General features: G+C 39.6%; 17 protein-coding genes. 5 read left to right on the top strand and 12 right to left on the bottom strand.

Annotated features, from left to right (window positions below):
- Positions 1-87: 87 nt before the first annotated feature.
- From AC07VK_RS12660 to AC07VK_RS12625, 8 genes are all read right to left on the bottom strand, one after another.
- Complete coding sequence (locus AC07VK_RS12660; RefSeq protein ID WP_492960879.1) at positions 88-774, bottom strand: peptidoglycan DD-metalloendopeptidase family protein; 687 nt, start codon at positions 772-774, stop codon at positions 88-90.
- A 7-nt stretch (positions 775-781) separates the two neighbouring features.
- Complete coding sequence (gene trhA / locus AC07VK_RS12655) at positions 782-1,411, bottom strand: PAQR family membrane homeostasis protein TrhA (RefSeq protein ID WP_492952473.1); 630 nt, start codon at positions 1,409-1,411, stop codon at positions 782-784.
- Positions 1,412-1,416: 5 nt separating this feature from the next.
- Positions 1,417-1,794 (bottom strand): 30S ribosome-binding factor RbfA, encoded by a 378-nt coding sequence (gene rbfA / locus AC07VK_RS12650; protein WP_029274533.1) that lies wholly within the window; start codon positions 1,792-1,794, stop codon positions 1,417-1,419.
- Between the two features lie 90 nt (positions 1,795-1,884).
- A complete protein-coding gene (gene hflX / locus AC07VK_RS12645; RefSeq protein WP_492960877.1) occupies positions 1,885-3,075 on the bottom strand; it encodes a GTPase HflX in 1,191 nt (396 codons plus the stop codon).
- Positions 3,076-3,262: 187 nt separating this feature from the next.
- A complete protein-coding gene (trpC, locus tag AC07VK_RS12640) occupies positions 3,263-4,045 on the bottom strand; it encodes an indole-3-glycerol phosphate synthase TrpC (protein ID WP_492960875.1) in 783 nt (260 codons plus the stop codon).
- 100 nt (positions 4,046-4,145) lie between these two features.
- Complete coding sequence (locus tag AC07VK_RS12635; RefSeq protein WP_492952470.1) at positions 4,146-4,736, bottom strand: anthranilate synthase component II; 591 nt, start codon at positions 4,734-4,736, stop codon at positions 4,146-4,148.
- Positions 4,737-4,787: 51 nt separating this feature from the next.
- Positions 4,788-6,185 carry an anthranilate synthase component I family protein gene (locus AC07VK_RS12630; protein ID WP_209434961.1) on the bottom strand — a complete coding sequence of 466 codons (1,398 nt, stop codon included), beginning with the start codon at positions 6,183-6,185 and terminating at the stop codon, positions 4,788-4,790.
- 373 nt (positions 6,186-6,558) lie between these two features.
- Positions 6,559-7,002, bottom strand: coding sequence for a cytochrome B (locus AC07VK_RS12625; protein WP_426327184.1), 444 nt, complete (start codon positions 7,000-7,002; stop codon positions 6,559-6,561).
- Between the two features lie 113 nt (positions 7,003-7,115).
- Here AC07VK_RS12625 and AC07VK_RS12620 point away from each other — a divergent pair, with 113 nt between their 5' ends.
- Positions 7,116-10,136 (top strand): amidohydrolase family protein, encoded by a 3,021-nt coding sequence (locus AC07VK_RS12620; protein WP_492960873.1) that lies wholly within the window; start codon positions 7,116-7,118, stop codon positions 10,134-10,136.
- Positions 10,126-11,442: an amidohydrolase family protein gene (locus AC07VK_RS12615; protein WP_492960871.1), complete on the top strand. Its 1,317-nt coding sequence runs from the start codon at positions 10,126-10,128 to the stop codon at positions 11,440-11,442. Before AC07VK_RS12620 ends, AC07VK_RS12615 begins: the two co-directional genes overlap by 11 nt.
- 155 nt (positions 11,443-11,597) lie before the next feature.
- On the opposite strand, the gene AC07VK_RS12610 is transcribed toward AC07VK_RS12615, so the two are convergent.
- Positions 11,598-13,040, bottom strand: coding sequence for a hypothetical protein (locus AC07VK_RS12610; RefSeq protein ID WP_492960869.1), 1,443 nt, complete (start codon positions 13,038-13,040; stop codon positions 11,598-11,600).
- Positions 13,041-13,376: 336 nt separating this feature from the next.
- Here AC07VK_RS12610 and AC07VK_RS12605 point away from each other — a divergent pair, with 336 nt between their 5' ends.
- The 3 genes from AC07VK_RS12605 to AC07VK_RS12595 all read left to right on the top strand — a co-directional run bounded on the left by AC07VK_RS12605 (position 13,377) and on the right by AC07VK_RS12595 (position 18,665).
- The gene (locus AC07VK_RS12605) at positions 13,377-16,577 is read left to right on the top strand and encodes a TonB-dependent receptor (protein WP_494939801.1); all 3,201 of its coding nucleotides are present in this window, start codon (positions 13,377-13,379) and stop codon (positions 16,575-16,577) included.
- Positions 16,578-16,679: 102 nt separating this feature from the next.
- A complete protein-coding gene (locus AC07VK_RS12600; protein ID WP_492952464.1) occupies positions 16,680-18,431 on the top strand; it encodes an ABC transporter ATP-binding protein in 1,752 nt (583 codons plus the stop codon).
- Between the two features lie 18 nt (positions 18,432-18,449).
- Positions 18,450-18,665, top strand: a complete 216-nt coding sequence (locus tag AC07VK_RS12595; RefSeq protein ID WP_215129583.1) for a PLDc N-terminal domain-containing protein — start codon at positions 18,450-18,452, stop codon at positions 18,663-18,665.
- 368 nt (positions 18,666-19,033) lie between these two features.
- Here AC07VK_RS12595 and AC07VK_RS12590 read toward each other — a convergent pair whose 3' ends face one another.
- From AC07VK_RS12590 to AC07VK_RS12580, 3 genes are all read right to left on the bottom strand, one after another.
- A complete protein-coding gene (locus AC07VK_RS12590) occupies positions 19,034-20,476 on the bottom strand; it encodes an MFS transporter (RefSeq protein WP_492960866.1) in 1,443 nt (480 codons plus the stop codon).
- 21 nt (positions 20,477-20,497) lie between these two features.
- The gene (locus AC07VK_RS12585) at positions 20,498-22,372 is read right to left on the bottom strand and encodes a RagB/SusD family nutrient uptake outer membrane protein (protein ID WP_492960864.1); all 1,875 of its coding nucleotides are present in this window, start codon (positions 22,370-22,372) and stop codon (positions 20,498-20,500) included.
- A gap of 117 nt (positions 22,373-22,489) precedes the next feature.
- A complete protein-coding gene (locus AC07VK_RS12580; protein ID WP_492960862.1) occupies positions 22,490-25,762 on the bottom strand; it encodes a SusC/RagA family TonB-linked outer membrane protein in 3,273 nt (1,090 codons plus the stop codon).
- Between the last annotated feature and the right edge of the window lie 104 nt (positions 25,763-25,866).

Genomic DNA, 25,866 nt, shown 5'->3' with positions numbered 1-25,866 from the left:
TCTTTTAAAACTCTGCGCCTTCTGTGTCTCCGTAGCTAACCAAATAAAAACCTCTGTGCCTTTTCTCTGTGGCCTCGGTCGTTAGAACTAACAAAACGTAGCCTTCAAAATCAAATTCGGGTCGGGGCAGTTTGCCAGGTATTTTTCCCGTTCACTAAATCTGCAAACGCCTGGGTAATCGCCTTTTAATCCTTCCATATTTCTGATCAATTGGAGATGAAGGTGTGGCGGCCAGTAACCGTTCTCTTCCTTTGCTCCTAATACTGCGATTTTAGCCCCAGCAGGGATGAATTTACCTTCCTTAAGATCATTTAACGAAGCCAGACTTAAATGCCCGTATAAGGCATTAAATTTAAGCCCATCTATTTCATAAGCGAGGATAATGGTTGCACCGTAATCGCCAAAGTTGTTGTTATTGGCAAAGCTTTGCACAGTGGCATCATAAAAATTGTAGATTGGTGTTCCTACCGGGCCCCAGATATCTACACCTAAATGTAACCTGCGGGCTTCTTCTCCGGCATCAAAATGCGCACTTCGTGAATATATGGTGCGGTGTTCGTCATAACCACCAATTCCATAACGGGCATTATTATCAATTAATTTTCCATTTACCCAGGCAGAAAATAAATCGGTATTATCCAGAATCTCATCCGTTAATTCAGTATTTGCTGCTGTAAAATCTAAAGGTAAAAGCTGATCCCGTTCTACATCAAAATCAACCACCTTATGGATCAATGAAGCATTCGTTTGAATAATCTGCTCAAAAGTTTGCATCTATAAATTACTTAAAAATATAAACGAAGTTGTAAATATAGTGAGATAAGGCTCCTCCGATTACGAACAGGTGCCAAAGTTCGTGACTGTGCATCCACCTGAACAGCTGTTTATCCTTTGCATAATAATAGGTTCCGGCAATGTAAAAAACGCCACCAAACAGCAACCAGAAAATTGCGCCAATAGGTAAGGTACCTAGCATTTTCTGCAGCAAAGGCACAATCAAACAGCCCATTAAAATATAAATAGATAAAGAAATAGCGGTGCTTTTTAATCGGTTAAAGATTTTAAGCAGGCAACCTATAATAGCGATAATCCAAACGATGGCGAACAGACTCCAACGTAACCAGCCATCAAAAACCAGTAAAGCTGTTGGTGTATACGATCCTGCGATCATTAAATAAATGCAGCAATGATCGAATTTTTGCCAAAAACGCACGCCATAATCGGTAGCCGGATAACCATGGTACATGGCACTTACGCCGAAAAGGATAAAAGTGCCGATGCTATAAATCCAGGCAGCTGTATATTCAATAGGCGTGTTGCATTTTTGGAGCAATATATAACCTGCCGGGATCGCAATTAATGCCGGTATTAAATGAGTGAAGAAATTAACGGGTTCCCTTAGCTTCCTCACAAAGATTATTCGCTGTCTTCGTCTTTTTGTCTGGGCTCTTTTGCAATCTTATCAAAAAGATGATCCATACGCTCTACATACTCGTTTGTATCATCTACAAAGAAAGTAAGCTCTGGCACCACCCTAACCTGATGGCGGATTCTGCTTCCCAGTTTATACCTGATTTCGCCAGAATGTGCGTTAACTGTATTGATAGAAAGCGTGGTGTTATTGGTATTAAAAAAGCTCAGGTAAACTTTAGCCACTGCCAAATCTGGCGAAACCCGAACACGGGTAATGGTTACCAATGTATTAGGCAAAAATGCAGCACCTTCACGCTGAAAAACCTGTGCTAACTCCTCTTGTAATACTCCTGCAAATTTCTGCTGACGTTTACTTTCCATAATGTATTTATCTATCGCCTTTATGATGAAACCTTATAGGTTTTAAAAACCTATGAGGTTTATTTTCGCACCGTAATGACGGAATTTAATCTAATATAACAAATTACTATCATACGGGTATCTCGCTACATGGGCAGCTTTAACCTTATCGTACAATAATGTTTTAAACTCTTCTAAGTTTTCTTTTTCGGTAGCCGATATAAACAATACAGGCACTTTATCGTGGCTCATCCAGCTTTTCTTAAAGTCTTCTAAAGTCAGCTTCCCATCATCCTCTTCATCGTCAAGCTCTGGCGAAACATAGGCATCAATCTTATTAAAAACTAAAATCATGTCTTTATCAATCGCGCCAATATCTTTCAAGGTTTCGTTAACGGTATTAATCTGATCTTCGAAGTTGGGATGCGAAACATCAACCACGTGGATCAATAAATCAGCTTCTCGTACCTCATCTAAAGTTGATTTAAAACATTCTACCAAATGGTGAGGCAGCTTGCGGATAAACCCAACGGTATCAGAAAGTAAAAAAGGCAAATTCTCGATTACCACCTTACGAACTGTAGTATCTAAAGTTGCAAACAATTTATTTTCTGCAAATACTTCCGATTTCGACAGCATATTCATTATGGTCGATTTACCAACATTGGTATAGCCTACCAAAGCAACCCGAATTAACTGACCACGGTTCTTGCGCTGTGTTTCGTTCTGCCGGTCTATATTTCTTAAACGCTCTTTTAATAAAGAGATTTTATTTAAAATAATACGTCTATCACTTTCAATCTGCGTTTCACCCGGACCACGCATCCCGATACCACCTTTCTGACGCTCTAAGTGAGTCCACATACCGGTTAGCCTTGGCAAAACATATTGTAATTGTGCCAGTTCCACCTGTGTTTTTGCCTGTGCAGTTTGGGCCCTGTTGGCAAAAATATCCAGAATCAGATTGCTTCGATCTAAAACCTTAACGCCAAGTTCACGATCGATGTTACGCAGTTGCGACGGCGATAATTCATCGTCGAAAACCACCACATCAATTTCTTCTGATTTTACATACGCCTTTATCTCTTCCAGTTTTCCCGTACCCACAAATGTAGCTCGTTCTGGTTTAAGCATCTTCTGTGTAAAAACCTTCTCTACCTTTCCTCCAGCTGTATCTACCAAAAAAGCCAGCTCATCTAAATATTCTTTTGTTTGGGCTTCTTTTTCACCAGGTGTAACCACTCCAACTAAAATTGCCCGCTCCTGCACAATGGCAGTATCATATGTTTTTTGTTTTCCCATGTAATTGAGGCAAATATACGAATTTGCCAACGTGTAAATCCATTAAGCTTCGTTATTCCGTCATTTCGAGCGCAGCAAAGCGTAGCCGAGAAATCTTTTAACAACAAGTCCATCTAAAGATTTCTTCTCCGAAGGAGTTCTTCTGGAACATTACGGCCGAAATGACGGTTTTTCTATAAAACTCGATCTATATCTGCCCTACAAATTCCTTTATTGCAACACCCGGATTATCCGTCTTCATAAAATTCTCACCAATTAAAAACCCGTTAAAGCCTGCAGCCTTTAGATCTTTAATCGTTTGTGGATTACTGATCGCACTTTCTGAAATCTTTAAAAATTCGCCCGGGATTTTATCTACCAAATCGAACGAGGTTTGGATATCTACTGTAAAATCGCCCAGGTTTCTATTGTTTACCCCAATGGCATCCAGATTGGGGCAGATGCTTCGCTCCAGCTCTTCCAGGTTATGCACTTCTAACAGTACATTTAAACCTAAGTCTTTTGCAAACTTTCCGAAATCGTTGATCTGCTGAGGGGTTAATATGGAGGCAATCAAAAGAATAATATCAGCACCCCAGGCTTTCGCTTCCAGGATCTGATACGCATCGATCATAAAATCTTTTCTCAAAATCGGGATATTGTTTGCCGCTCTTGCTGCCAGGATATCGTCGGTTTTACCGCCAAAGAAATCTACATCCGTTAATACCGAAAGTGCAGATGCACCCGCAGCATTATAAGCCTGCGTTACCTCCGCTACATCGGCAAGGCCATTAATTAACCCTTTTGACGGCGAGCGACGCTTAAACTCAGCGATAATACCGGTGCGGTCTTCGGCCAATAAAAATTCTTTAAAAGAATATGGTGTTCTTTTAAAATGCACCGAATTTTCTAAATCCTGGACTGAAACCAAAGCTTTGGCAGCTGCGACTTCTTCTTTTTTACGTAATACGATTTTATCTAATATGTTCATTTTACTAATCCGTCATGCTGACTTGTTTCAGCATCTAAAAGTTAACTAATCCCAGTAAGATCCTGAATCAAGTTCAGGATGACGACCGGATGAATAAGCACTAGGGGGTTGAGGTTAACCAGTTTTCCATCATCTGCTTTCCGTACTCGGTTAATACACTTTCCGGGTGAAACTGTACCCCGCGAACATCTAATGTTTCATGTCTTAACGCCATGATCTCATTCTTATGATCTCTTGCTGTAATTTTTAAACAGGAAGGAAAGTTCTCTTTACTTACCACCCAACTGTGGTAACGGCCAACATTTATGGTTTGCGGGCATTCCCAGAACAACGGTTCGTCACCATCTACAACAGTTACCGGTGTAGCAATTCCGTGCATTGGTCTGCCTAAGTTCAATAAAGTGCCACCAAAAACTTCGGCTATAGCTTGCTGGCCTAAGCATACCCCAAAAATACTCTTCGTTGGTGCATAGGTTTTAATTACATCCAATAACAAACCAGCTTCTTCCGGAATGCCAGGCCCAGGTGAAAGTAATATTTTATCGTACTTTTCTACATCGGCCAGATCGAATTTATCATTTCTCCAAACTTCTGCTTCATAACCAACTTCGTTAATTAAATGCACAAGATTGTAGGTAAAACTATCATAGTTATCGATTACTAAGACGGTTTTTTTATCTATATTTTCCATTTTATTTCCTGTTAACGGATTTCACTCCAAGCTAAAAATTCCTCAGTCCAACTATATTCCCTCTGCCATTTGCACCGCTTTCCGCAAAGCCGCAATTTTATTGTTTACCTCTTGCATTTCAGTTTCGGGAACAGAATCGGCCACAATACCTGCACCTGCACGGTAATGCAGTTCGTTATTCTTGCTCATAAACGTCCTGATCATGATGGCATGATTAAAATCTTCATTGAAACCCATAAAACCGATTGCCCCTGCATAAAAATTCCTGCCCAGCTTTTCGTTTTCGTCAATCAATTGCATAGCTTTATATTTTGGCGCACCACTTAAGGTACCTGCCGGATAGGTATCGGCAACTACTTTAAAAGCACTTACGTTTTCCTGCAAATGACCGCTCACTTTACTTACCAGGTGGATCAGGTGCGAATAGTATTGTACCTCTTTAAAAGATTTTACCTCAACACGGTTACAGTGCCTGCTCAAGTCGTTTCTGGCCAGATCAACCAGCATAACATGTTCTGCACTTTCCTTCGGGTCTTGTTCTAATTTACGGGCCTGTTCGGCATCTTCGATGTCGTTTCCGCTACGTTTAAAAGTCCCTGCGATTGGGAAAATGTTGGCCGAATTGTTTTTGATGGTAATCTGTGCCTCTGGTGAAGAACCGAACAATTTAAAATTCCCATAATCAAAATAAAACAGGTAAGGCGATGGGTTTATGGAACGCAGGCAACGGTATACATTAAATTCATCACCAGAAAAAGCCTGTTTAAATGCTCTTGAAGGCACAATCTGAAAAACATCTCCACGGTAAATATGCTTTTGTAGTTTCTCCACCAGATCCATAAAACCCTGATCGGTTAGGTTCGAACTTTCCTCGCCACGAAGTTGAAACTTATATTCAGGATAATTTTTATTCTGGATCAGGTATTCCATTTTTTCAAGCCCGCCCTCTTCTTCTCCTTCGAAAGTATTTTTGAAAAGGGTAATTTCATTTTTGAAGTGATCGATGGCGATGATATAACGATACAAGTGGTACTGCATTTCCGGAATCTCTTCGCCCTCAGGGGTTTCGGAGCTAAACTTTATATCTTCAAAATGTTGTACAGCATTCCAGGTAAAATAGCCAAACAGACCGCTCGAAATAAATTTGATTTCTGGTAATTCCGTTTCTCTGAATTTATCTTTAAAATCGGTAATTTCTTCGATCAGGTTTTTACTTTCGGTAATCTCTACGGCGCCATCAGGGAAATAAGTCTCCAATCGCGATCCTTTTAAAATAATTCCCGCTACCGGATCTGCACAAACGAAACTCATCGAGTTTTCTCTACTGTGGTAATCAGAACTTTCTAACAGGATACTGTTAGGATACACATCACGTAAGCGTAAATAAATGCTCACTGGCGTTGTGGTATCGGCAAGCATTTTTTTGTAAGTGGTATTAATTTTATACATGATAAAGGTAAATGGTGTAAGCTATAGGGCTTAAGGTTTGCATTTCGTATTTTTTAACAATAAAAAGCCCGGCGTGTGGTTCTACGCCGGGCTTTAATGGTTCTTTAATAAGGTTTAGGTTGATAAACTATATTTTGTTCATACGCAGCCAGCGCAATTCATTTGAATTACTTTGCCAAAGCCATGTATGTATATTGTTGATCATGAGCAACAAAAATATAAAGAATTTCCAAAAACGGAAATAATTATGAAAATAAATATCCGTTAACCGCAAAGGACACAGAGTGAAAGCACAAAGTACACAAAGATTAATATCCGAATAACGCTTCTGCGCCTCTTTGCGAAAAACTTAGTGTGCTTTGCGGTTAACCACTTAAGACACCCCAAAAAACGATCTACCAGGCACAGCTTTAACCATCAGCAGAATGGCAACAATGATCAGGATCAATGCCAATCCAAAGAATACGGCAATAGTACGGTGTTTTGCTACAGCTTCTGTTACCTTTTTCGATTTTGCATTACCAATGGTAATCAGAATAATGGCAATAAGCATCATTGAAGTATGCTCAGCCTTAAAGTAACGGCCTATGGCATCGCTCATCGGCAATTTTGTTAATGGACTTAAGAAAAAAAGCACCAAACCTATCAGGAATTGAATGTGTGCACTGATCAGCGTAAATACATTCAGCTTACGGTTACCTTCCGTGTAAGTTTTATTACCAAACCAGCCCGACAAAGCATTGATTACAGCAATAACCAATAGAATTAATACGATGTAGCGCCATCCAGAGTGCGCAGATTTTAAGATGTTGTACATTTTTATCAAATATGTTTAGTCAAAAATAGACATTAATTGTAAAAAATAGGATATTCAACAGATTGAACGCTTATTTATATTAGTTTTAAACAAATTAAAACCCTAAACTTATTATGAAGAAAATTTTACTTGCCGTTGGGCTGGTAATTTCTACTACATTTCTGTTTGCACAGCAAACCTCCTTTCCTGTTAACGGTTCTTTTGATACCAGACCCGGAATGTTTGCTTTTACCAATGCAACAATAGTAGTTAATGCCAATCAAACCCTTACAAATGCCACACTTTTAATCAAAGGACAAACCATACAGGGTGTTGGTGCTGGTTTAGCCGTACCTAAAGGATATGTGGTAATCGACCTTAAAGGAAAATTTGTTTATCCATCCTTAATTGATGCCTTTACCAGTTATGGCCTTAGCGAAACACCGGCACAACAGCGTGGCTTCGGCGGTCAGCGCCAGTCTATTTTCGTTTCGACCAAAAAGGGAGCTTATGGCTGGAACGAATCAATCAGACCAGAAACTTATGTAAAAAGCATCTTTTCTACCGACAGCAAAAAAGCAGATGAATTACGTAAGGTAGGCTTTGGTAGTGTAAACGTAATTAATCGCGATGGTATTGCCCGCGGTGTTTCTGCTGCCGTAACTTTAAACGAAGGTGCCGATAACAGCGTATTCTTAAAAGATCAAACCGCAGCAAACTATTCGTTTAACAAAGGAACATCATCAAACGATTACCCGACTTCTTTAATGGGTTCTATTGCTTTATTGCGCCAAACCTATTACGATGCGCAATGGTATGGCAAACAAAAAGATGAGTATAACATCTCGCTAGACGAATTTGGCAAACAACAAACCATTCCACAGCTATTTGAAGTAGATGGCTGGCAGAACATTCTGCGTGCTGATAAAATCGGAAAAGAATTTGGCAAAAAATACATCATTAAATCTACAGGTGATGAATACCAGCGCATAAACGAGGTTAAAGCTACCGGAGCCAGCTTAATTATTCCATTAACTTTCCCTAAAGCTTACGATGTTGAAGATCCTGCAGAAGCTAGAAATGTAACTTTATCACAGATGAAAGGCTGGGAACTGGCACCAACCAACCCGGCTAGTTTAGAGAAAGCAGGAATTAAATTTGCTTTAACGGCATTCGGCCTGGAGAACAGTCGCGATTTTTGGGCAAACATCCGCATAGCTATAGAAAACGGCTTAACTGAAAAACAGGCTTTACAATCGGTTACCGAAATCCCTGCTTCACTTTTGGGCATCAGCGATAAAGTAGGCTCATTGGAAAAGGGAAAAGTAGCCAACTTTTTAATCTCATCAGATAATCTGTTCAAAAACGGGAACATCATTTTTGAAAACTGGGTACAGGGCAAACGTTTCATTGTAAACAAAATGGATGTGAGCGATATACGTGGCACTTACAACTTAAATGTTGATGGTATTGGTGCTTTAATCCTAAAAATTACCGGAACAGGTGGCGGATCGACAGCTGCAATTGAAAGAACAGGTGTAGATAGTGTTAAAACCACAGCAACTTTTACCAGAAACGGCGATTGGATAAGCATCAATTTCAACTTAAAGAAAAACCCAAAGGGTGATGTCCGTTTAAGTGGTTACATTACTTCGGCAAACCCGGTTACCATAAAAGGCGAATCGGCACTGGCAGATGGCACTACCGGAAAGTTTACAGCAACTTATAAAGAAGCTGCTAAAGAAATGCCTAAAAAAGAAGAGCCAAAAAGCACTTTGGCCATGGGTCCGGTAATTTATCCTTTTTCTGCCTTCGGAAGCACTGAACTACCAAAACAAGAAACGGTTTTAATTAAAAACGGAACCGTTTGGACGAATGAAAAAGATGGAATTCTTCAAAATGCTGATGTACTTTTAGAAAACGGGAAAATTAAAGCAGTTGGTAAAAACCTTTCGGCAAGCGGCGCTAAAGTGATCGATGCTACCGGTAAACACGTAACCGCTGGTATTATTGATGAGCACTCGCATATCGCAGGCGCTGGTGGTATTAACGAAGGTGCGCAATCGGTTTCTGCTGAAGTACGCGTTGCAGACATCCTCAATTCAGAAGACGTAAACATTTACCGCCAGCTGGCCGGTGGTGTAACCACTTCACAAATCCTACATGGTTCGGCCAATCCGATTGGTGGCCAATCGCAATTGATTAAACTGCGCTGGGGCAAATCGCCAGAGGAACTGAAATTTGCAGGTGCCGATGGCTTCATTAAATTTGCTTTGGGCGAAAACGTGAAACAAAGTAATTTCGGCACAGGTGCCCGTTTCCCGGTTACACGCATGGGTGTTGAGCAAACTTTTGTGGATGAGTTTACCCGTGCAAAAGAATACGAAAAAGCTTTATCCGTAAAAGGCAACAGCGTACGTAAAGATTTAGAGTTAGATGCTATTGTTGAGATTCTGAACAACAAACGTTTCATTACCTGCCATTCTTATGTGCAGAGCGAAATCAACATGTTAATTCATGTGGCTGATAGCTTAGGATTCAAGATCAATACCTTTACGCACATTTTAGAAGGTTACAAAGTGGCCGATAAAATGAAAGCGCATGGCATTGCAGGTTCTACCTTCTCCGATTGGTGGGCTTATAAAAACGAAGTGGCCGAAGCCATCCCTTACAATGGAAAAATTATGCATAATGTTGGTGTAACTACGGCTTTCAACTCTGATGATGCCGAAATGGCCCGTCACTTAAACCAGGAAGCAGGTAAATCGGTATTATATGGTAATGTACCTGAAGAAGATGCTTTTAAGTTTGTAACCTTAAACCCGGCGAAAATGCTGCACATCGACGATAAAGTGGGCAGTTTAAAAGCAGGTAAAGATGCCGATGTGGTGATCTGGACCGCCAATCCACTTTCTATCTATGCCAGGGCAGAGAAAACTTTTGTAGACGGCATTGCTTATTGGGATATCGAGAAAGATGCTCAGGTAATCAAAACCCAGCAAACAGAGAAAGCACGTCTGATCCAAAAGATGTTAGAGAGTAAAAGCAAAGGTGGACGTACACAACGTCCATTGGGTGATGCACCACGCCTGTACAATTGCGAAACTTTAGAAAACTATTCAGCAGAATTAACCGAGAAAGAACATGCACACTAAACAATATTTACTCAGCCTGGCTTTATCGGCAACAAGCCTGATGTGTTTTGCACAGGCAAACATTTCGCCAGCGAAAAAACAAAGTAAAACCATCGCCATAACAGGTGCAACCGTACATGTTGGCAATGGAACAGTGATCGAAAACGGAACCATCCTTTTTGGCAGTGGAAAAATTATCTCAGTTACCGCCAACGGGCAGGTACCACAAGATGATGTAATGCGCATTGTAGCTACAGGTAAACACATTTACCCTGGTTTTATTGCCGCAACTACCAATTTAGGCTTAACAGAAATTGAAGCCGTAAAAGCAACCCTGGATTTTCAGGAAATTGGGGATTTTAATTCACACATCCGCTCCATTGTTGCTTACAATACCGATTCTAAAGTTCCAGCCACGTTGCGCAGCAATGGTGTGTTAATGGCACAACCAACACCCCAGGGCGGCACGGTTTCTGGCAGTTCATCCGTTGTTCAGCTCGACGCCTGGAACTGGGAAGATGCAGCACTTAAAACCGATGATGCTATGCACATGACCTGGCCGGTTACACCGCGTTTTAGAGGTGGCTTTGGTGGTTTCGGCAGGCCGCAGCAATCGCCAGAAAGCTTAGCCGAACGTACACAAGCGGCCATTGCACAGTTAACTTCTTTCTTTGCTGAGGCAAAAGCCTATTCGGAAATGGGCAAACCAGAAGTAATTAATACCCGATTCGAAGCGATGAAAAAAGTATTCACTGGCAACGAAAAATTGTTCATCGCGGCCGAAAGTCAGAAAGATATTGTTGCAGCAGTTAATTTCGCTAAGAAATTTGGCATTACCCCGGTAATTACAGGCGCTGATGAAGCTTACCTGATTATCGATTTCCTGAAAGAAAACAACATTACCCTGGTGGTGAAACAGCCCCATGCTTTACCAAACAACAATGATGACGATGTAAATATGCCTTACAAAAATGCTGCAATATTGGCCAATGCAGGCTTAAATGTGGTATTGAGTATTGATGGTTACTGGCAACAGCGCAACCTGCCTTTTATGGCCGGTACGGTTACAGCCTGGGGTTTGGATAAAGAAAAAGCATTATCAACCATTACCTTAAATGCGGCCAAAGCGATGGGCGTTGATAAAACCACTGGCAGCATTGAGACTGGCAAAGATGCAACTTTCTTTATCTCTGCTGGCGATGCTTTGGATATGCGCACCAACAAAGTGGAGCAGGCATTTATTCAGGGGAGAGACATTAATCTTGATAATCTACACAAACAATTGGATAAAAAATTCAGCGATAAATTTACTGCAGAGAAGAAGTAAATTTTTGAATGGTTAACTGTTTAATTATTCAAATTGGCTAATTGTTAAAGCCTAACACAAACGGCCGATATTGATTTATCGGCCGTTTGTGTTAAGTAATTGGAGAATTATAAAATAAGAGGTAAATCCATTTTTATAGCTAACCTTTATCAGAATTAAAATGAAAAAAGCTTGTAAACAATATTTCCATTATTAAATGTAATTTTTACGCCAAGTTGTAATGGATATTCATTTTTAGCAGCCCATATCGACCTTTCGGCTTGGTCAAATACAGATACTGGAACAAAATCAACCCCCGTATTGGCACCCCATGCTTCTACACTTGCTACATCATTAGCAATCGCCGGGTTAATCACTAGCGAATTAGCAAAGAAATTTGGATTGAATTTTACTGATCTACTAAAACCATCATAAACCTCTCCTGGATAGCCATATTCATCCGTTACCCAAGTGTAATGCGTAACCTCCTCAACAACCGCATTTGCAGTTTCCAGATAAAAAACTCCCCAGGGTATATTTTGTACGGCGCGGTAGGCCACACTACCTGTTAATGGTTTTAAATACACACTAAAAGACGTTTTTGGCGATGTTAACTTAATCGATCCAGTTTGGTTGATTGTTCCTTTCAGTTTAATATTATAAGGCACTGCCGATTCCCCTCCCGAAAAACCTGTTATTAACCCCAATATACTCTTTAAAAATAGCGCGCCACCTCCCGCAATTCTTCCTGCAGCATCTGTCTCAGGTATTTTTAAAACCTTTGCTACGCCTTCTGCAGTTTTAGCATAAAAGCTTTCCGCATTTTTAATTATACCTAATGCACTAGGGCCACCAGCTGCTTGTGGTTGGGCAGTACCATCTAATTGTATATTTCCATTTAAAACAACGTCAGATTGTGTCACTTCTGAAACACCAATATTAAATGAGGTATTTTCATCAAAAGTTGAGCTGTATCCGCTGACATCAAAATCTGCAATCATCCATTGTTGCACCCCTGCAAAAGTAACTGCAGTTTGCTTGTATTCACTGCTTTGAGTATTAACCGGATTAGCCGGATATTCAACAGTCCAAGCATAAGGGGGCTTTGTGCTACTGTATAAAAAGAACTTTGGATAGGTTGTATTTGTCGCATAACTAAGCGTGATTTGTTGATAAGAGGATTGAACATCATAAGTTCTCAATACACACACCCTCAAAATGCCCCTATGTTTATTATAAAGTAACAAAAACGGATAGGCATTAGCTTCCGTTGGCGTTCCAAAATCGCGCGATACCAGCATCCATCCATTGGCAGGATACATATCTGCTTTTGAAACATCAACATTGCCATAAACTTTTTGAGCACCATCAATAAAAGGATTCAAAGTTGTAACACTACCAACAGATCCATTGGCGTTGTTAAAATAAGCAGTCCAACTGTGCTGGGTCCAATCCCAGGTTGCATCCAAATTAGGATCACCCGGATTTAGTGGGCGTGAACTGGTTAACTTGGAATTAGATCTCGAAAACAATGCTGTTTCCTTTGGAATCTGCTGTTCTTTCTTACAAGATGAGACAATTAGTACCAATAGAACTAATAGAGTGTTAATTTTTTTCATATCTGTTTTTTTCTTAAAAAGACAGTTTTAAAATTAACCACACGTAATACTAAAATTACTTTTATGTAAAATTTATATACAAATTTAATACATTATGAGACAGCTATAAATCTGGAAAAACATACAAACAAACTATCCGAATACTACTGATGCTATTTTCTTAACATTGACCAAATTTGTAAACCATTTCATAATATAAAATCCAATTCAACTTAACACTACATTAACATCTTTGCCATCATAAAAAATTAGAAAACCAATTTTGATGAAACCTGCCTGAGCAGCAAAAAATAACATGTTCGGGCAAGCTTCATAACCGCTAAAAAACAAATGATGATGAAAAATTTACTTATTGCAGTGTTGCTGCTGTTTTGCTTTGTCCCAAACCGGGTTCTGGCACAAACAACCCAGGCATCAATTTCGGGTGTAATCACCGATCAACAAAAGAAACCTATTCCTGGAGTTTCGGTGCAGATCAGAAACAATTCAACAGGTTTCACTACTAAAACATCTACCAACGCTCAGGGCGAATATACTTTTAAAGAACTTCCTTTGGGTGGCCCTTACTCGGTAAAAGCCCTTTACGTAGGCTTCGGCGAGCAGACCAGAAATGGTTATATGTTAAACCTTGGCGATGTAGTTAAGGTGGGTATCACCATGCAGGAAGCTTCGCAGGATTTAGACGCCGTACAGGTAGTGGCTTCGGGTTTGAGGAACAAAGTTCAAAACTTTGGTGCTTCTACAGAAATTTCGGCCAAAACAATGAACCAATTGCCTGTAAACGGGCGTAATTTTTCTAACTTAATGGATCTATCTCCTTTAAGCCGTGGCGGAAATATTTCGGGGCAGTTAGGTTCTTCTACGAATTATACCATTGACGGAATGAATGCCAAAAACCCAACATCAGCTGGCAGTACCACGAGTCGTAGTGGTGCGCCATATTCAATTTCTATTGAGGCTGTTCGGGAGTTTAAGGTAGTAACCAATCAATATGATGTTACTTTAGGCAGAGCCGGGGGCGGTACAGTAACCGCTGTAACTAAATCTGGTACAAACACAGTAAGTGGAAGCGCCTTTGGTTATGGCCGTGCAGATTGGTTAGCCAGCCGTTACGATATTAGAGGTGTAAAACGTGATAACGATTTCTCTACTTATCAATACGGTTTTACTTTAGGTGGCCCAATTATTAAGGATAAATTACATTATTTCGTTGGTTTAGATCATCAGAAAGATGCTCGCCCATTAATTATTGCCGATGTTAACGGCCCAGCTGATGAAGCACGTTTCAGAATCACTAATAGCACTTTAGCACAGTTTTTGGATGTTGCCCGTACTAAATATGGAGTAGCAAATACACCTCAATATGGTTCTTTCGATAAAAAGCGTGGTTCGGATGCTGCATTTGCCCGTGTAGATTGGCAAATTAACGACAGAAATTTATTAACCATTCGTGATAATTACACAAACGATAGAAATCCATTAGGTTTAGCAGATAACACCGCGATAAATTTCTACGAAAGTTACGGTAACGATAAAAATGTTGACAATAATTTATTGGCAACTTTACGGTCAACCATAAGCAGCAAAATCACTAACGAATTAAAAATACAACATTTATATACTTTCCAGGCGAGTACCCAAAATGATGAATTAACAGGTGCCATTCCAAGAGCAATTGTAGGAAATATAAAATCTGACCTTGCTGATGGCACCAAGGGGATCTCTACTGCAATACAAATTGGTGGTCACCGTTTCGGGCAGGAAGGTTTTACCAATAATGTTTTTCAATTGGTAGATAATTTCTATTATAATACCGATAAAGTTAAATATACATTTGGTGTTGATGTGATGTATACGAATGCAAAATCTCTTTATGGTAGTGAGGTTAATGGCCGTTTCGAATACTCAACTTCTCAGATTCAAGACCCCGCTTTTCCAAATGACCCTACAAAAAAGATCGAAGTTCCTGCAATTACAAACTTTAATAACCTTGCTCCGAACAGATTTTATCGTGAAGTACCTTTGGTTGCCGACCCATCGGTTAAAGCAGGCATTTGGAACGCCGCTATTTATGGACAAATGCAGACTAAATTAGCAAAAGGTTTAGATTTTATAGGCGGTTTGCGTATTGATTACAGCTCTTATCCAAAATCGCCACTTAATCAGCAATTATTTGATGCTATTGGCGTGAGAACAGACCATGAATTAAAACAATTTTTAATTCAGCCAAGAATTCAATTTAATTGGGATATTAATGAAAACCGAACAGACTTTGTTCGTTTCGGAGCAGGTATTTTCGGCTCGGATGTGAACAATTATGTGACCATTAATAACTTAACCTTTGATGGTAAACATTTAGCAACAGTTGATGTTTTTGGAGCAGATGTGCCAACACCAAACTTTATAGGTTATAGAAATGGTACTGTTGCTACACCTTCATTAAGTGCTTTACAGGTGCCAACCATCAATACTTATGCAGAGGATGCAAAAATTCCGGTGGTTTATAAAGCCAACTTATCATACAGTAAATTAATTACCGATAAATTTAAGGTTGGGATTACGGGTTACGCCACATTAGGCCGTAACAACTACATGTATGTTGACAGAAATATGGCAGCAAATCCATTCTTTACCCTATCTAACGAAGGTAACCGTGGTGTATTTGTGCCAACTTCAAGTATCACAGCAAGTAATGGTGTTGCCGATTGGAAAGGCGGTCGTTTAACTAATCAGTTTGGCCGTGTGTTAGAATTAAATAGTAAAGGTAAAGTAAATCAATTCGCTGTAGTGTTAGATGCGACCTGGAATTATTTTAAAGATGGAGAAATCTCTGCAAGTTATACTTATAACGACACGAAAGATAATACCTCGTATAATGGCAACGTGGCAAACTCTGCTACTTTATCACTACCTGTTAAAGATGATCCAAGAGATTTGAGCAAAATGTCTTATTCGGATAATCAATTCCGTAATAAGGTTGTTATTTATGGAACGTCGCCAAGTTTTTATGGCTTTAGATTAGGCGTTCGTTACTCTGGTATTGGCGGTACACGATATAGCTTATTGGCTGGCGGCAATATTAATGGAGATTTTGTGGCTACAAATGATTTAGCTTTTGTATTCGATAGAAACAATCAAAATATTCCTGCAAATATCCGAACAGGCTTACAGGCATTATTGGATAATCCAAGCGCAAGCCAAAGTTTAAAAGATTATATTAATAAATATTCTGGTCAGATAGCAGAGCGAAATGGCGGAGTAAATGACTTTTTTGGTATTGTTGATTTAAAATTAAGCTATCAACTACAGTTAAATAAAAAGCATAGCATTGAATTCTCCGGAGATGTATTTAATTTTGCAAACCTACTTAACAAAAAATGGGGTGTAAATGAAACTTTGGGCAACCAGGCTTTATATGCCGTTAGCGCATTCGATGCTACAAACAAAGCTTATACTTACCGCGTAAATAACACTGGTATTGTAACACCAACCGGAAACCCTTGGCAAGCACAAATTGGTTTACGCTACGGATTCTAAATAAGATTTAGCTAAGTTTCTTAGCTTAAAGTCATAAAAAAGGGGAATGGATTTTTATCCGTTCCCTTTTTTTATGTTTGCATTAACAAACAACAAAACTTAATGGGATTATTACTTAACTACCTGAAAAACCACAAGTGGATTGTGGCTTTAGCGTTATTGCTGGCAGGCATAAATATTGGTTTTTCACTTTTAGATCCATACATCACCGGTCGCATTTTAGACCGCTTCATCAATAAAAAAGATTCGTTAACCTATAACCAATATCTTTGGGGCTCTCTTGGTTTAATCGGGCTGGCTATTGGTGCAGCCATGGTTTCGCGTATCGCCAAAAACTTTCAGGATTATTTCACCAGTGTAATTGTTCAAAAAGTTGGCGCGAAAATGTATGCTGATGGTTTGCAACATTCTTTAAAACTGCCTTATCAGGTTTTCGAAGATCAACGCAGTGGAGAAACCCTCGGTATTTTACAAAAAGTACGTTTAGATTCGGAAAAGTTTATCACTGCCTTTATCAGTATCCTTTTTGTAAGTTTAATCGGAATGATTTTCGTTATCGTGTATTCGGTTTCGGTAAGCTACAAAGTTACCTTAGTTTATTTTTCGGCTATTCCGATCATCAGTTTCGTAAGCTGGTTTTTAAGTCGCAAAATTAAAACCATCCAACGCTCTATCGTTGGCGAAACCACTGCTTTGGCAGGATCTACTACAGAATCGTTAAGAAACATCGAACTGGTTAAGAGTTTAGGTTTGGCCGATCAGGAAATTGACCGGCTGAATAAAACCACATACAAAATTTTGGGCTTGGAACTTAAAAAAGTGAAATATGTGCGCAGTATGAGTTTTGTTCAGGGCACTACTGTTAACCTGGTCCGCAGTACAATGGTACTCGTTTTACTGCTACTTATTTTCGACAATACGATTTCTGCCGGGCAGTATTTCTCATTCCTTTTTTACTCGTTCTTCCTTTTCGGACCGCTACAAGAGCTGGGCAATGTGATTTTAACCTGGCGTGAGGCAGAAGTTTCGTTAGGCAACTTTAAAAAGATTTTAAGTACACCGATTGATAAAAAACCTGAGAATCCAACTTCTATAGCAAAAATTAAGGATTTAACCTTTAGCAATGTGGGTTTCAAACACCTAACAGCCAATAGAAATGCTTTAGATAATATTTCGTTTAAAACCCATCACGGGCAAACCATTGCATTTGTAGGCCCATCAGGTTCTGGAAAAAGCACACTGGTTAAACTATTGGTGGGTTTATATCCGGCAAAAGATGGTGAGATTTTATACAATGGCATTCCAAGCAACGATATCGATCTTGATGCTTTACGCGAGAAAATCGGTTTCGTAACGCAAGACACGCAATTGTTCTCTGGTACAATAAGGGAAAACCTGCTGTTTGTTAACCCTAATGCTACGGATGAAGAATGTTATAAAGTTTTAAATCAGGCAGCCTGTCAAACTTTGCTGGCCCGTGCCGATAAAGGTTTAGATTCGTTAATTGGTGAGGGTGGGGTTAAGGTTTCTGGAGGCGAAAAACAACGTTTATCTATTGCAAGAGCGCTGCTCCGTCAGCCAGATATTTTGGTTTTTGATGAGGCCACTTCTTCGTTGGATTCGATTACAGAAGAAGAAATTACCAAAACCATCCGTTCGGTATCAGATTTAACCGATCACATTACCATTTTGATCGCGCATCGCTTATCAACGATAAAACATGCTGATAAAATTTATGTTTTAGAGAAAGGCCACATTATTGAGCAGGGAAGACATGAAGAGCTAATTGCACAAAATGGTTTATATCAGGCCATGTGGCGCCAACAAATTGGCGAAAGAGTTGTTGAAGCTTAGGAACAAAAAGAATTTGTCATGTTACTAGCTCAAATAGAAAGCAACCAGATTGCAATTATCATTATTATAGCAGCCATACTTTGGCTGGCATTAATATTAGCGGCATTGTACCATATATCGCGAAATAACAGCATTGGTTTCTCGGTAAAAGTACTTTGGTTTATCATTATCCTGCTTGCCCCCTTTTTAGGTTCCATTATTTATCTAATCTGGGGTAAGAATAAGAAATTTTAATTTTAGCCATGGTCCGTGCCCTCACGGACCATTTTTTTTTCACCACCAAGAAACTAGGGCACAATAAAAGTTAAATAGCATGCGGGCGTCGATAGTTTTGCATGAGGGATAGCAGTGGAAATCCTTTTTTGATTTTTCTTCAAAAAAGATTGTAACGGATAGCCCGACCCTTGCGCAGCTTGGGGGCATGCCCAAATTATTTGCAATAAAGCATTATCTTTATCGCCCTGGTTCGTGTCCTCACGAACCCTTTTTCGTTTTTCACCACCAAACACAAAGGCACAATAAATTAGTTAATTTCTCATTGAATTCCAGCGTTGTTAACTTTCTGGCAAACTGCCTATTAAAGTTGACCACTCTTTTAGTAACTAAGCAGCCTTGGTTGTTTGCTCATTGATATCCTGCAAACTCAACTTGGTTAAAGATCGTGTTTTAAACCAGGTAATACCCGCTATAGCAATCGTCATACTTCCGCCAAATACAACTGCCGGAACAAGATTCATTAGCTTAGCTGTTAAGCCTGATTCAAATTCGCCGATTTCATTTGATGAGCCAATGAACATACTGTTTACTGCCGAAACCCGTCCCCGCATATCATCAGGGGTAAGTAGCTGCATAATCGTTTGTCTGATGATTACACTTACGCTATCAAACGATCCCTCCAGAAATAAAAAGAATAATGTTAAATAGAAGTTTTTAGATAAACCGTAGCAAATAATGCTGAGACCAAATCCAGTTACTGCGATTAATAAGTTGCGCCAGGGTTTTCCCATTGGCGAAAAGCGGGTCATGGCCAACATGGTAATTACAGCGCCCGAAGATGCTGCACCGCGCATCATGCCCAATCCAAAAGAGCCTAAGTGAAAAACATCTTTGGCAAACATAGGCAACAGGGCTACAGCCCCACCAAAAAAGACAGAAAACAGATCTAAGCTCATGGCCCAAACCATCATTTTGGTTTTAAAAACAAACTGGATACCTTCTTTTAAACTATGGAATATATTCTGTGTGGGCACATAGGTGGCGGGGTGTTTTTTGAAGGTAAATATGCAGATCAATGATATGGTAACAAGACCTACAATTACACTGTATGCTGCTGTAATTCCCCACAACCAATTTACCAAACCTCCAACTAATGGGCCGATAATAGTAGCCAGTTGCCAACTGCTACTGTTCCAAGTACTTGAGTTTGGATACAATTCTTTCGGTACAATTTTGGCCATTAAAGAAAATGTTGCCGGGCCAAAAAAACCTCTGGCTAAGCCAATGCAGAAAACCAATCCATACATAATAAGTACAATAAGGTCTTCCTTAAGGTGAAGATATTTACTGGTAATAATCAACATTAAAACTGAAGCCAGCCAAACACCTGAGAAAATCTTGATTAACAACCCGCGTTTTTCGCTTTTATCAGCAATGTAGCCCCCGTACAATGCAATCCCAATGGCAGGAATAGCTTCGCATAAACCAACTAAACCGAGTTTGAGCGGATCGTGTGTTAAATCGTAAATATGATAACCAATAACAACGGCCTGCATTTGGTAAGCCAGCGTAAAAAAGAACCGCATGCCCAAAAATGATCTAAATTCTTTATATCGCAGGGCTGCGAATGGATCTGGTTTTACAATAACGGAGTTGGGGTCTGAATCTGCCACAGAAAAAAGTTTTTTTTGCAAAACTACGCTTTGAAAATTAAATACGGGAATAGCCAAAGGCTTAAGCTTACCTGTTTTTTCTATTGAAAGTAAAATACCCGATCGGCCAGCTCCAGATATTATTGCATAAAAAACCCGATGAATAATATTATCCATCGGGTATCTAGATTGGTTAGCTTAGTAACCGGGGTTTTGTTCTAGTAAATTATTTTTGTTTACTTCATCGCGGCTAAATGGCCTGAAATAAAGTTTATTGTCCCAACTTCTGTTTTCTTGTGCATTTTCTACAACTGGACTATAAGTATAATCATATACAGTAGGGTCATAATGGTAAGGGGCAGACATCGTTTTACCTGGTTTAAATTTACCCGTAACTTTGATATAAGTAACCTTTCTGCCTAGTGTTTCGCCAGCAATTAACCACCTGCGCGTATCGTGATAACGTTGTTCTTCATAGGCCATTTCTATACGGCGCTCATGGCGGTAAACCTCTCTAAGGCCAGCCTGATCTGTTGCTGTAACCGCAGGCATACCCGCCCTGAAACGAATTTTATTTAACCAGTTTGTAGCATTACTCAGTTCGCCAAGCTCAATACTCGCTTCGATATAATTAAATACCGCTTCGGTATATCTAAAGAAAGGCCAGGGCACATTTTGCGACATCGAGGCATCTACAATAGTTGGATCTGGATCGATAAATTTATGGTAGTAATAACCTGTCCAGCTGCCGTTCCAGTTTTCGATAGAACTTGCACGTGTATCTAAACCTCTAAAGTCAATTCTCGTATTGTTATCCATTAAATCGTATACTCCAGTTTGGATTTGACTGGCAGGATCAACATTACCTGATGCTTTATCGCGAGGTTTCCAACCGGCACCATCGTATAAAATTGTGGCGTAAAACCGTGGGTCTCTATTTACATAAGGATTTGCTTTCTGTACCGGATCGTTCCAGCTAAACTTTGTCCCGTCCGCCATTTCGTAATCATCAACCAATAAACCTATTGGTGTATTACCTGCCCAGTTGTGGTAACCGTTCGGACCATTTTGCTGTGCATGTTTGATATTACTTTGGATGATAAAATAGCGGGCAAAAATAAGTTCAGATGCAGCTGATGCATCTATATTTGGTGCCTTGCTTGCTCCACCCATAGCTATACTTTTATAATTTAACCGTCCATCTGTTAGCGTAGCAGGAGCAGAAAGATTTAATTTATAACCAGTACCTAAATCCATAACGGCTTTGGCAGCAGTTTGTGCTAACTTATACCGATCGGTCTGATTTCCACTCGCATAGCTTAAGAAATCTAATTTTTGAGCAGCTATTCCTGGAATTTTAGCATTAAGTTTCGTCCTGTCATGCAAATCGCTTGCAGCATAAATCAGTACCCTCGATTTTAGCGCCAAAGCAGCAAGTGCCGTTGTACGGCCTTTATCGAGTGTTTTATCTGCTAACAGCTTATTGGCTTCATCGCAATCTTTAATAATGAAATTCACGCATTCTTCGTAAGTGTTGCGTTTTATTTTAAAATCATCAGTTAAAGCATATGTTTTGGTGATGATGGGTACGGCTCCGTAATAACGCAACAACTGCTGATAAAAATAAGCACGTAAAAAATAGGCTTCACCTAGTAATTGATCCTTTAAAGACTGGCTAGAAAGTGCATTGTCGCCGCCAACAATTCTTTCAACAGTGGTATTGCAGGCTCTGATTCGATTATACATCTGTTTATAAGCCCAGGTATCGTTTACCCAACCTAATGTAGATGGATTAATGGTAGCGTTATTGACTAAATCGATCCCTCTTGTGGGGTGGGTAAACATCGCTTCATCCGAAACAGAAGCCAGCATTTCCTCAGAAAAACCACCATTCCCCAATCCGTTATAGATATCGTTTACAAAAGCCTGTGCAAGTGCAGGGTCTTTCCAAACCAGCTCCGAAGATATTTTATCGGGTGGGTTTACATCCATAAAATCTTTCTTACAAGAAACTGCAAGAAAAGTTATAAAAACCAATATATATAGATTTATATTTTTGTTTGTTGCTTTCATATTTTTCATCCTTTAAATTTATTTTCAACTGCGATGAAGCTACCATGATTTAAATATTCACTGTGTGATTTTGAAAATGATGATGGTTTCGTTGTAATTGATAAACTATTATACATTTTAAAAAGCGGCCTTAATTCCCATGTTGATTACCCTTGCCTGAGGATAGTACTGACCACTTGTATTGGTTGATTCAGGATCCCATATCTTGATTTTGTCAAGCGTTGCCAAGTTGAGGCCGTTCGCATAAACCCGTACACTGTTTAGTCCAATTTTTTCAACCCATGTGGTTGGCAATGTATACCCCAACTCGACATTTTTTAGCCTGATGTAATTGTTGCTGCGCAGCCAATAGGTATTATTTAAGGCATTATTACCGTCGGTATAATAAGTAGCGCCCCTGTTTGATAAACGTGGGTTTACTGAACTCGGGTTCTCGATACTCCAACGATTTTGATACGACCATTCTAAGAAATTACCTATATCACCAGATTCGGTTATCCCTACGATTTGCATCCCCCCTGTGGCCCCCTGGATAAGTACAGAAAGGTCGAATCCTTTATATTGCAAATTCAAGTTTAGCCCTCCCGTGAAGGTTGGTGTTCCGTTTTTGTCTAAACGTATTTTATCATCTGCATTGATTTTACCATCATTATTAATGTCTTTAAATTTCATGTCGCCAGGGCGAAGATTGCCGGTAAGTGCACTATAATTAAGCGTATTGGCATTAACTTCTGCCTGATCTTTAAAAACACCATCATAATCGTATACCAGCCATGAGCTAGTTACCCTACCGGTAGAACGTTGCCACTCTGGGGCACCCGGTGTTTCATCCCAAAATATGATTTTATTTTTAGCATAACCACCATTTACACTCACGCCATAATTCCAATCACCTACATGGTCGTTATAACTTAATTTAAATTCGAAACCTTTGTTATTTACTTTACCCAAGTTAACAGGCGGTAAACGGTCTGTAATCCCTGAACTTTCAGGCACAGAACTACCTCTGCTGATGAGGATATTTGTACGTTTATTGTAGAAATAATCGAACTCAAGAGAGAGTTTGTTTTTCAAAAAGGATGCATCCAAACCAATGTTCGTATTGTTGGCAACTTCCCATCCGAAATCTAAATTAGGCACCTTGCCTTCGGTCAAAGATTTTGTAATCAAATCATTAAAAACATAACTTCCAAAATTCATTAAGCTGAGGTACTGGTACTCCTGCAAGGCATCTCCGAAGTAGGCTTCAGCACCCATTTGTCCCCAAGAAGCTCTCAATTTTAGATTATCCACGAACCTAACATTGTCTTTAAAAAAGGGTTCTTCAGATAAGCGCCATCCCACCGATACGCCAGGGAAGAAACCAAAACGTCTGGCTGTTGGGAAAATATAAGAACCATCTACACGCCAAAGAAATTCGGCCAGGTATTTTTCTTTATAATTATAGCCTGCGCGTCCGAAATAACTTAATCGTGCACGGTTGAATAAATTGTTCGGGTCGCCAGGATTATTACCTAACGACTGCTCTTTCTCATCACCCGCCAATAATTGCTCAATTGCTGATGACAAGAAATACCTTCTGAATGCAGTAAAACCATCATTCGTTATTTTCTCGCGGGTTACACCAGCCATTAATCCTATAGTATGATCTCCGATTTTTTTATCATAATTGATCATACCCGTTAAGTTTACAGCCAATTGGCCGCCAGCTGTTTCTCTAAGTCTTGGATCGGTATATTGAGATCTTATTGTACCTGTTAATACAGGCGTTACTCCATCCGCTTGAAAAGTCTTCTTGTCCCAATCGTAAAGTGTCCATGGTAATTGCCAGTTTTTTTGCCTGCCAGAATATTTGTCTATGGCTGCAGTTCCGGTTACTTTTAATCCTTCTACCCCTGGGATTTTAATTTCAACTTTACCTGTTGTTTGAAAGTAATCTCTGATATCTTTATTGTACCCTGTTAAATCAGTAGTAGAAACCACTGGATTATAACCATATTCAATATCTCTACCTGGCAAACCGTTAGGCCATATGGCTATTTCATTAGGACGTCCTCTCATTAAAAATCTAAATATATCGCCCGCACTAACCGTCGGAAAATTGCGGTTTTCCTCCCTCGCAGTTACGCCCAATGTCGTGGTAATATATTTACTTACTTTTGCTTCCAGGTTAAAACGCATATCGTATTGCTGATAGCCAGTAGCAGAATTCTTATAATATGCATCCTGATCAAGATAGCCGAGTGAAACCAGATATTTCACATTTTCACCGCCACCATTGATCTGAACATTATGTCTTTGTTGAGGCGACCAATTTTGAAAAACAGTTTTAAACCAATCAGTATTGGGATACCTTAGCGGATCTGAGCCATCACCAAATTTCCTGATTTCGTCTGGTTTGTAAGCAGCATTAATCGTTTTACCGCCGGTAGATAAATAAGTACCTGTTGTTTTGAAACTGTTCCACGCTGCCGACCATTCATTCGGATTAAGATCAGAGCCGAAAATATTCAGTTCATTTAAAATCTCAGCATACTGAGTGGAATTGGCCATTTTTGGTATACGTGTAGGTTGTTGTAGGCCATAACTAAAATCGTAAGAAAATTGTGGTTTGCCCGATTTACCTAATTTGGTGGTAATGAGGATTACCCCATTTGCAGCCTGCGAGCCATAAATAGCTGCAGATGCATCCTTTAGCACCGATACACTTTCTATATCATTCGGATTTAACCTTTCGATCCCACCTGCCCGGTTAGGTATTCCATCGATTACAATTAAGGCATTATTATTACCAAGCGAATTTATACCGCGAATCCGGATCGTCGAGCCGTCGTATCCAGGCTCCCCGCTTCCTTGCAGTGCCGTAACGCCAGGTAAACGACCAGCCAATGAATTGGTTAAGTTTACTGAAGATGATTTGGCCAGCTCTGTACCTTTAACCGATGCTACAGCGCCAGATACAACTGCCTTTTTTTGAGTTCCATACCCTACCACTACTACTTCAGATAAGTTTTGGTTGTTCTCTAATAACCGGACATTAATATTGCTTTGGTTTTTTACCTGAATTTCTTGGTCTACATAACCTACATAGGTAAATACTAAAGTAGCGTCTTCCGGTACTTTTATGCTAAATTTTCCGGAAGCATCCGTTACTGTAGTTGCTGCCCCTCCTTTTAACTTAACACTTACACCAGGAATGGGGCCTTTGGCATCAGTAACCTGTCCTTTCACAATGATGTCCTGAAGCGGAGGTCTGTAAAAATCAAAGGGTTCTTTTTCGTGTAATGATGCTTTGGCAGACATGCTGGCAAGTGGAGAAAAAACGAGATAACCACCGCAAACAAGAAACATGCTACTTCTGGCAAAAGTCCTCAATAGATTTTTTTTCATAGTTTTCAATTTATTTTGGTTAGATATTGATTGTAATACAATTTAATACTCATGAGTAATCATGAACGGTCAATATTTGCATTATTAATAACTTGATATATTGA

Source organism: Pedobacter sp. GW821-FHT01D05 (genome assembly GCF_059422505.1).
This window is presented reverse-complemented; position numbering and strand designations above follow the sequence as displayed.

What these genes read in the sequence shown, in the direction of transcription:
- AC07VK_RS12660 (WP_492960879.1), bottom strand. Translation starts at nt 774, where the DNA reads ATGCAAACTTTTGAGCAGATTATTCAAACGAATGCTTCATTGATCCAT.
- rbfA (WP_029274533.1), bottom strand. Translation starts at nt 1,794, where the DNA reads ATGGAAAGTAAACGTCAGCAGAAATTTGCAGGAGTATTACAAGAGGAG.
- hflX (WP_492960877.1), bottom strand. Translation starts at nt 3,075, where the DNA reads ATGGGAAAACAAAAAACATATGATACTGCCATTGTGCAGGAGCGGGCA.
- trpC (WP_492960875.1), bottom strand. Translation starts at nt 4,045, where the DNA reads ATGAACATATTAGATAAAATCGTATTACGTAAAAAAGAAGAAGTCGCA.
- AC07VK_RS12635 (WP_492952470.1), bottom strand. Translation starts at nt 4,736, where the DNA reads ATGGAAAATATAGATAAAAAAACCGTCTTAGTAATCGATAACTATGAT.
- AC07VK_RS12630 (WP_209434961.1), bottom strand. Translation starts at nt 6,185, where the DNA reads ATGTATAAAATTAATACCACTTACAAAAAAATGCTTGCCGATACCACA.
- AC07VK_RS12625 (WP_426327184.1), bottom strand. Translation starts at nt 7,002, where the DNA reads ATGTACAACATCTTAAAATCTGCGCACTCTGGATGGCGCTACATCGTA.
- AC07VK_RS12620 (WP_492960873.1), top strand. Translation starts at nt 7,116, where the DNA reads ATGAAGAAAATTTTACTTGCCGTTGGGCTGGTAATTTCTACTACATTT.
- AC07VK_RS12615 (WP_492960871.1), top strand. Translation starts at nt 10,126, where the DNA reads ATGCACACTAAACAATATTTACTCAGCCTGGCTTTATCGGCAACAAGC.
- AC07VK_RS12610 (WP_492960869.1), bottom strand. Translation starts at nt 13,040, where the DNA reads ATGAAAAAAATTAACACTCTATTAGTTCTATTGGTACTAATTGTCTCA.
- AC07VK_RS12605 (WP_494939801.1), top strand. Translation starts at nt 13,377, where the DNA reads ATGAAAAATTTACTTATTGCAGTGTTGCTGCTGTTTTGCTTTGTCCCA.
- AC07VK_RS12600 (WP_492952464.1), top strand. Translation starts at nt 16,680, where the DNA reads ATGGGATTATTACTTAACTACCTGAAAAACCACAAGTGGATTGTGGCT.
- AC07VK_RS12595 (WP_215129583.1), top strand. Translation starts at nt 18,450, where the DNA reads ATGTTACTAGCTCAAATAGAAAGCAACCAGATTGCAATTATCATTATT.
- AC07VK_RS12590 (WP_492960866.1), bottom strand. Translation starts at nt 20,476, where the DNA reads ATGGATAATATTATTCATCGGGTTTTTTATGCAATAATATCTGGAGCT.
- AC07VK_RS12585 (WP_492960864.1), bottom strand. Translation starts at nt 22,372, where the DNA reads ATGAAAGCAACAAACAAAAATATAAATCTATATATATTGGTTTTTATA.
- AC07VK_RS12580 (WP_492960862.1), bottom strand. Translation starts at nt 25,762, where the DNA reads ATGAAAAAAAATCTATTGAGGACTTTTGCCAGAAGTAGCATGTTTCTT.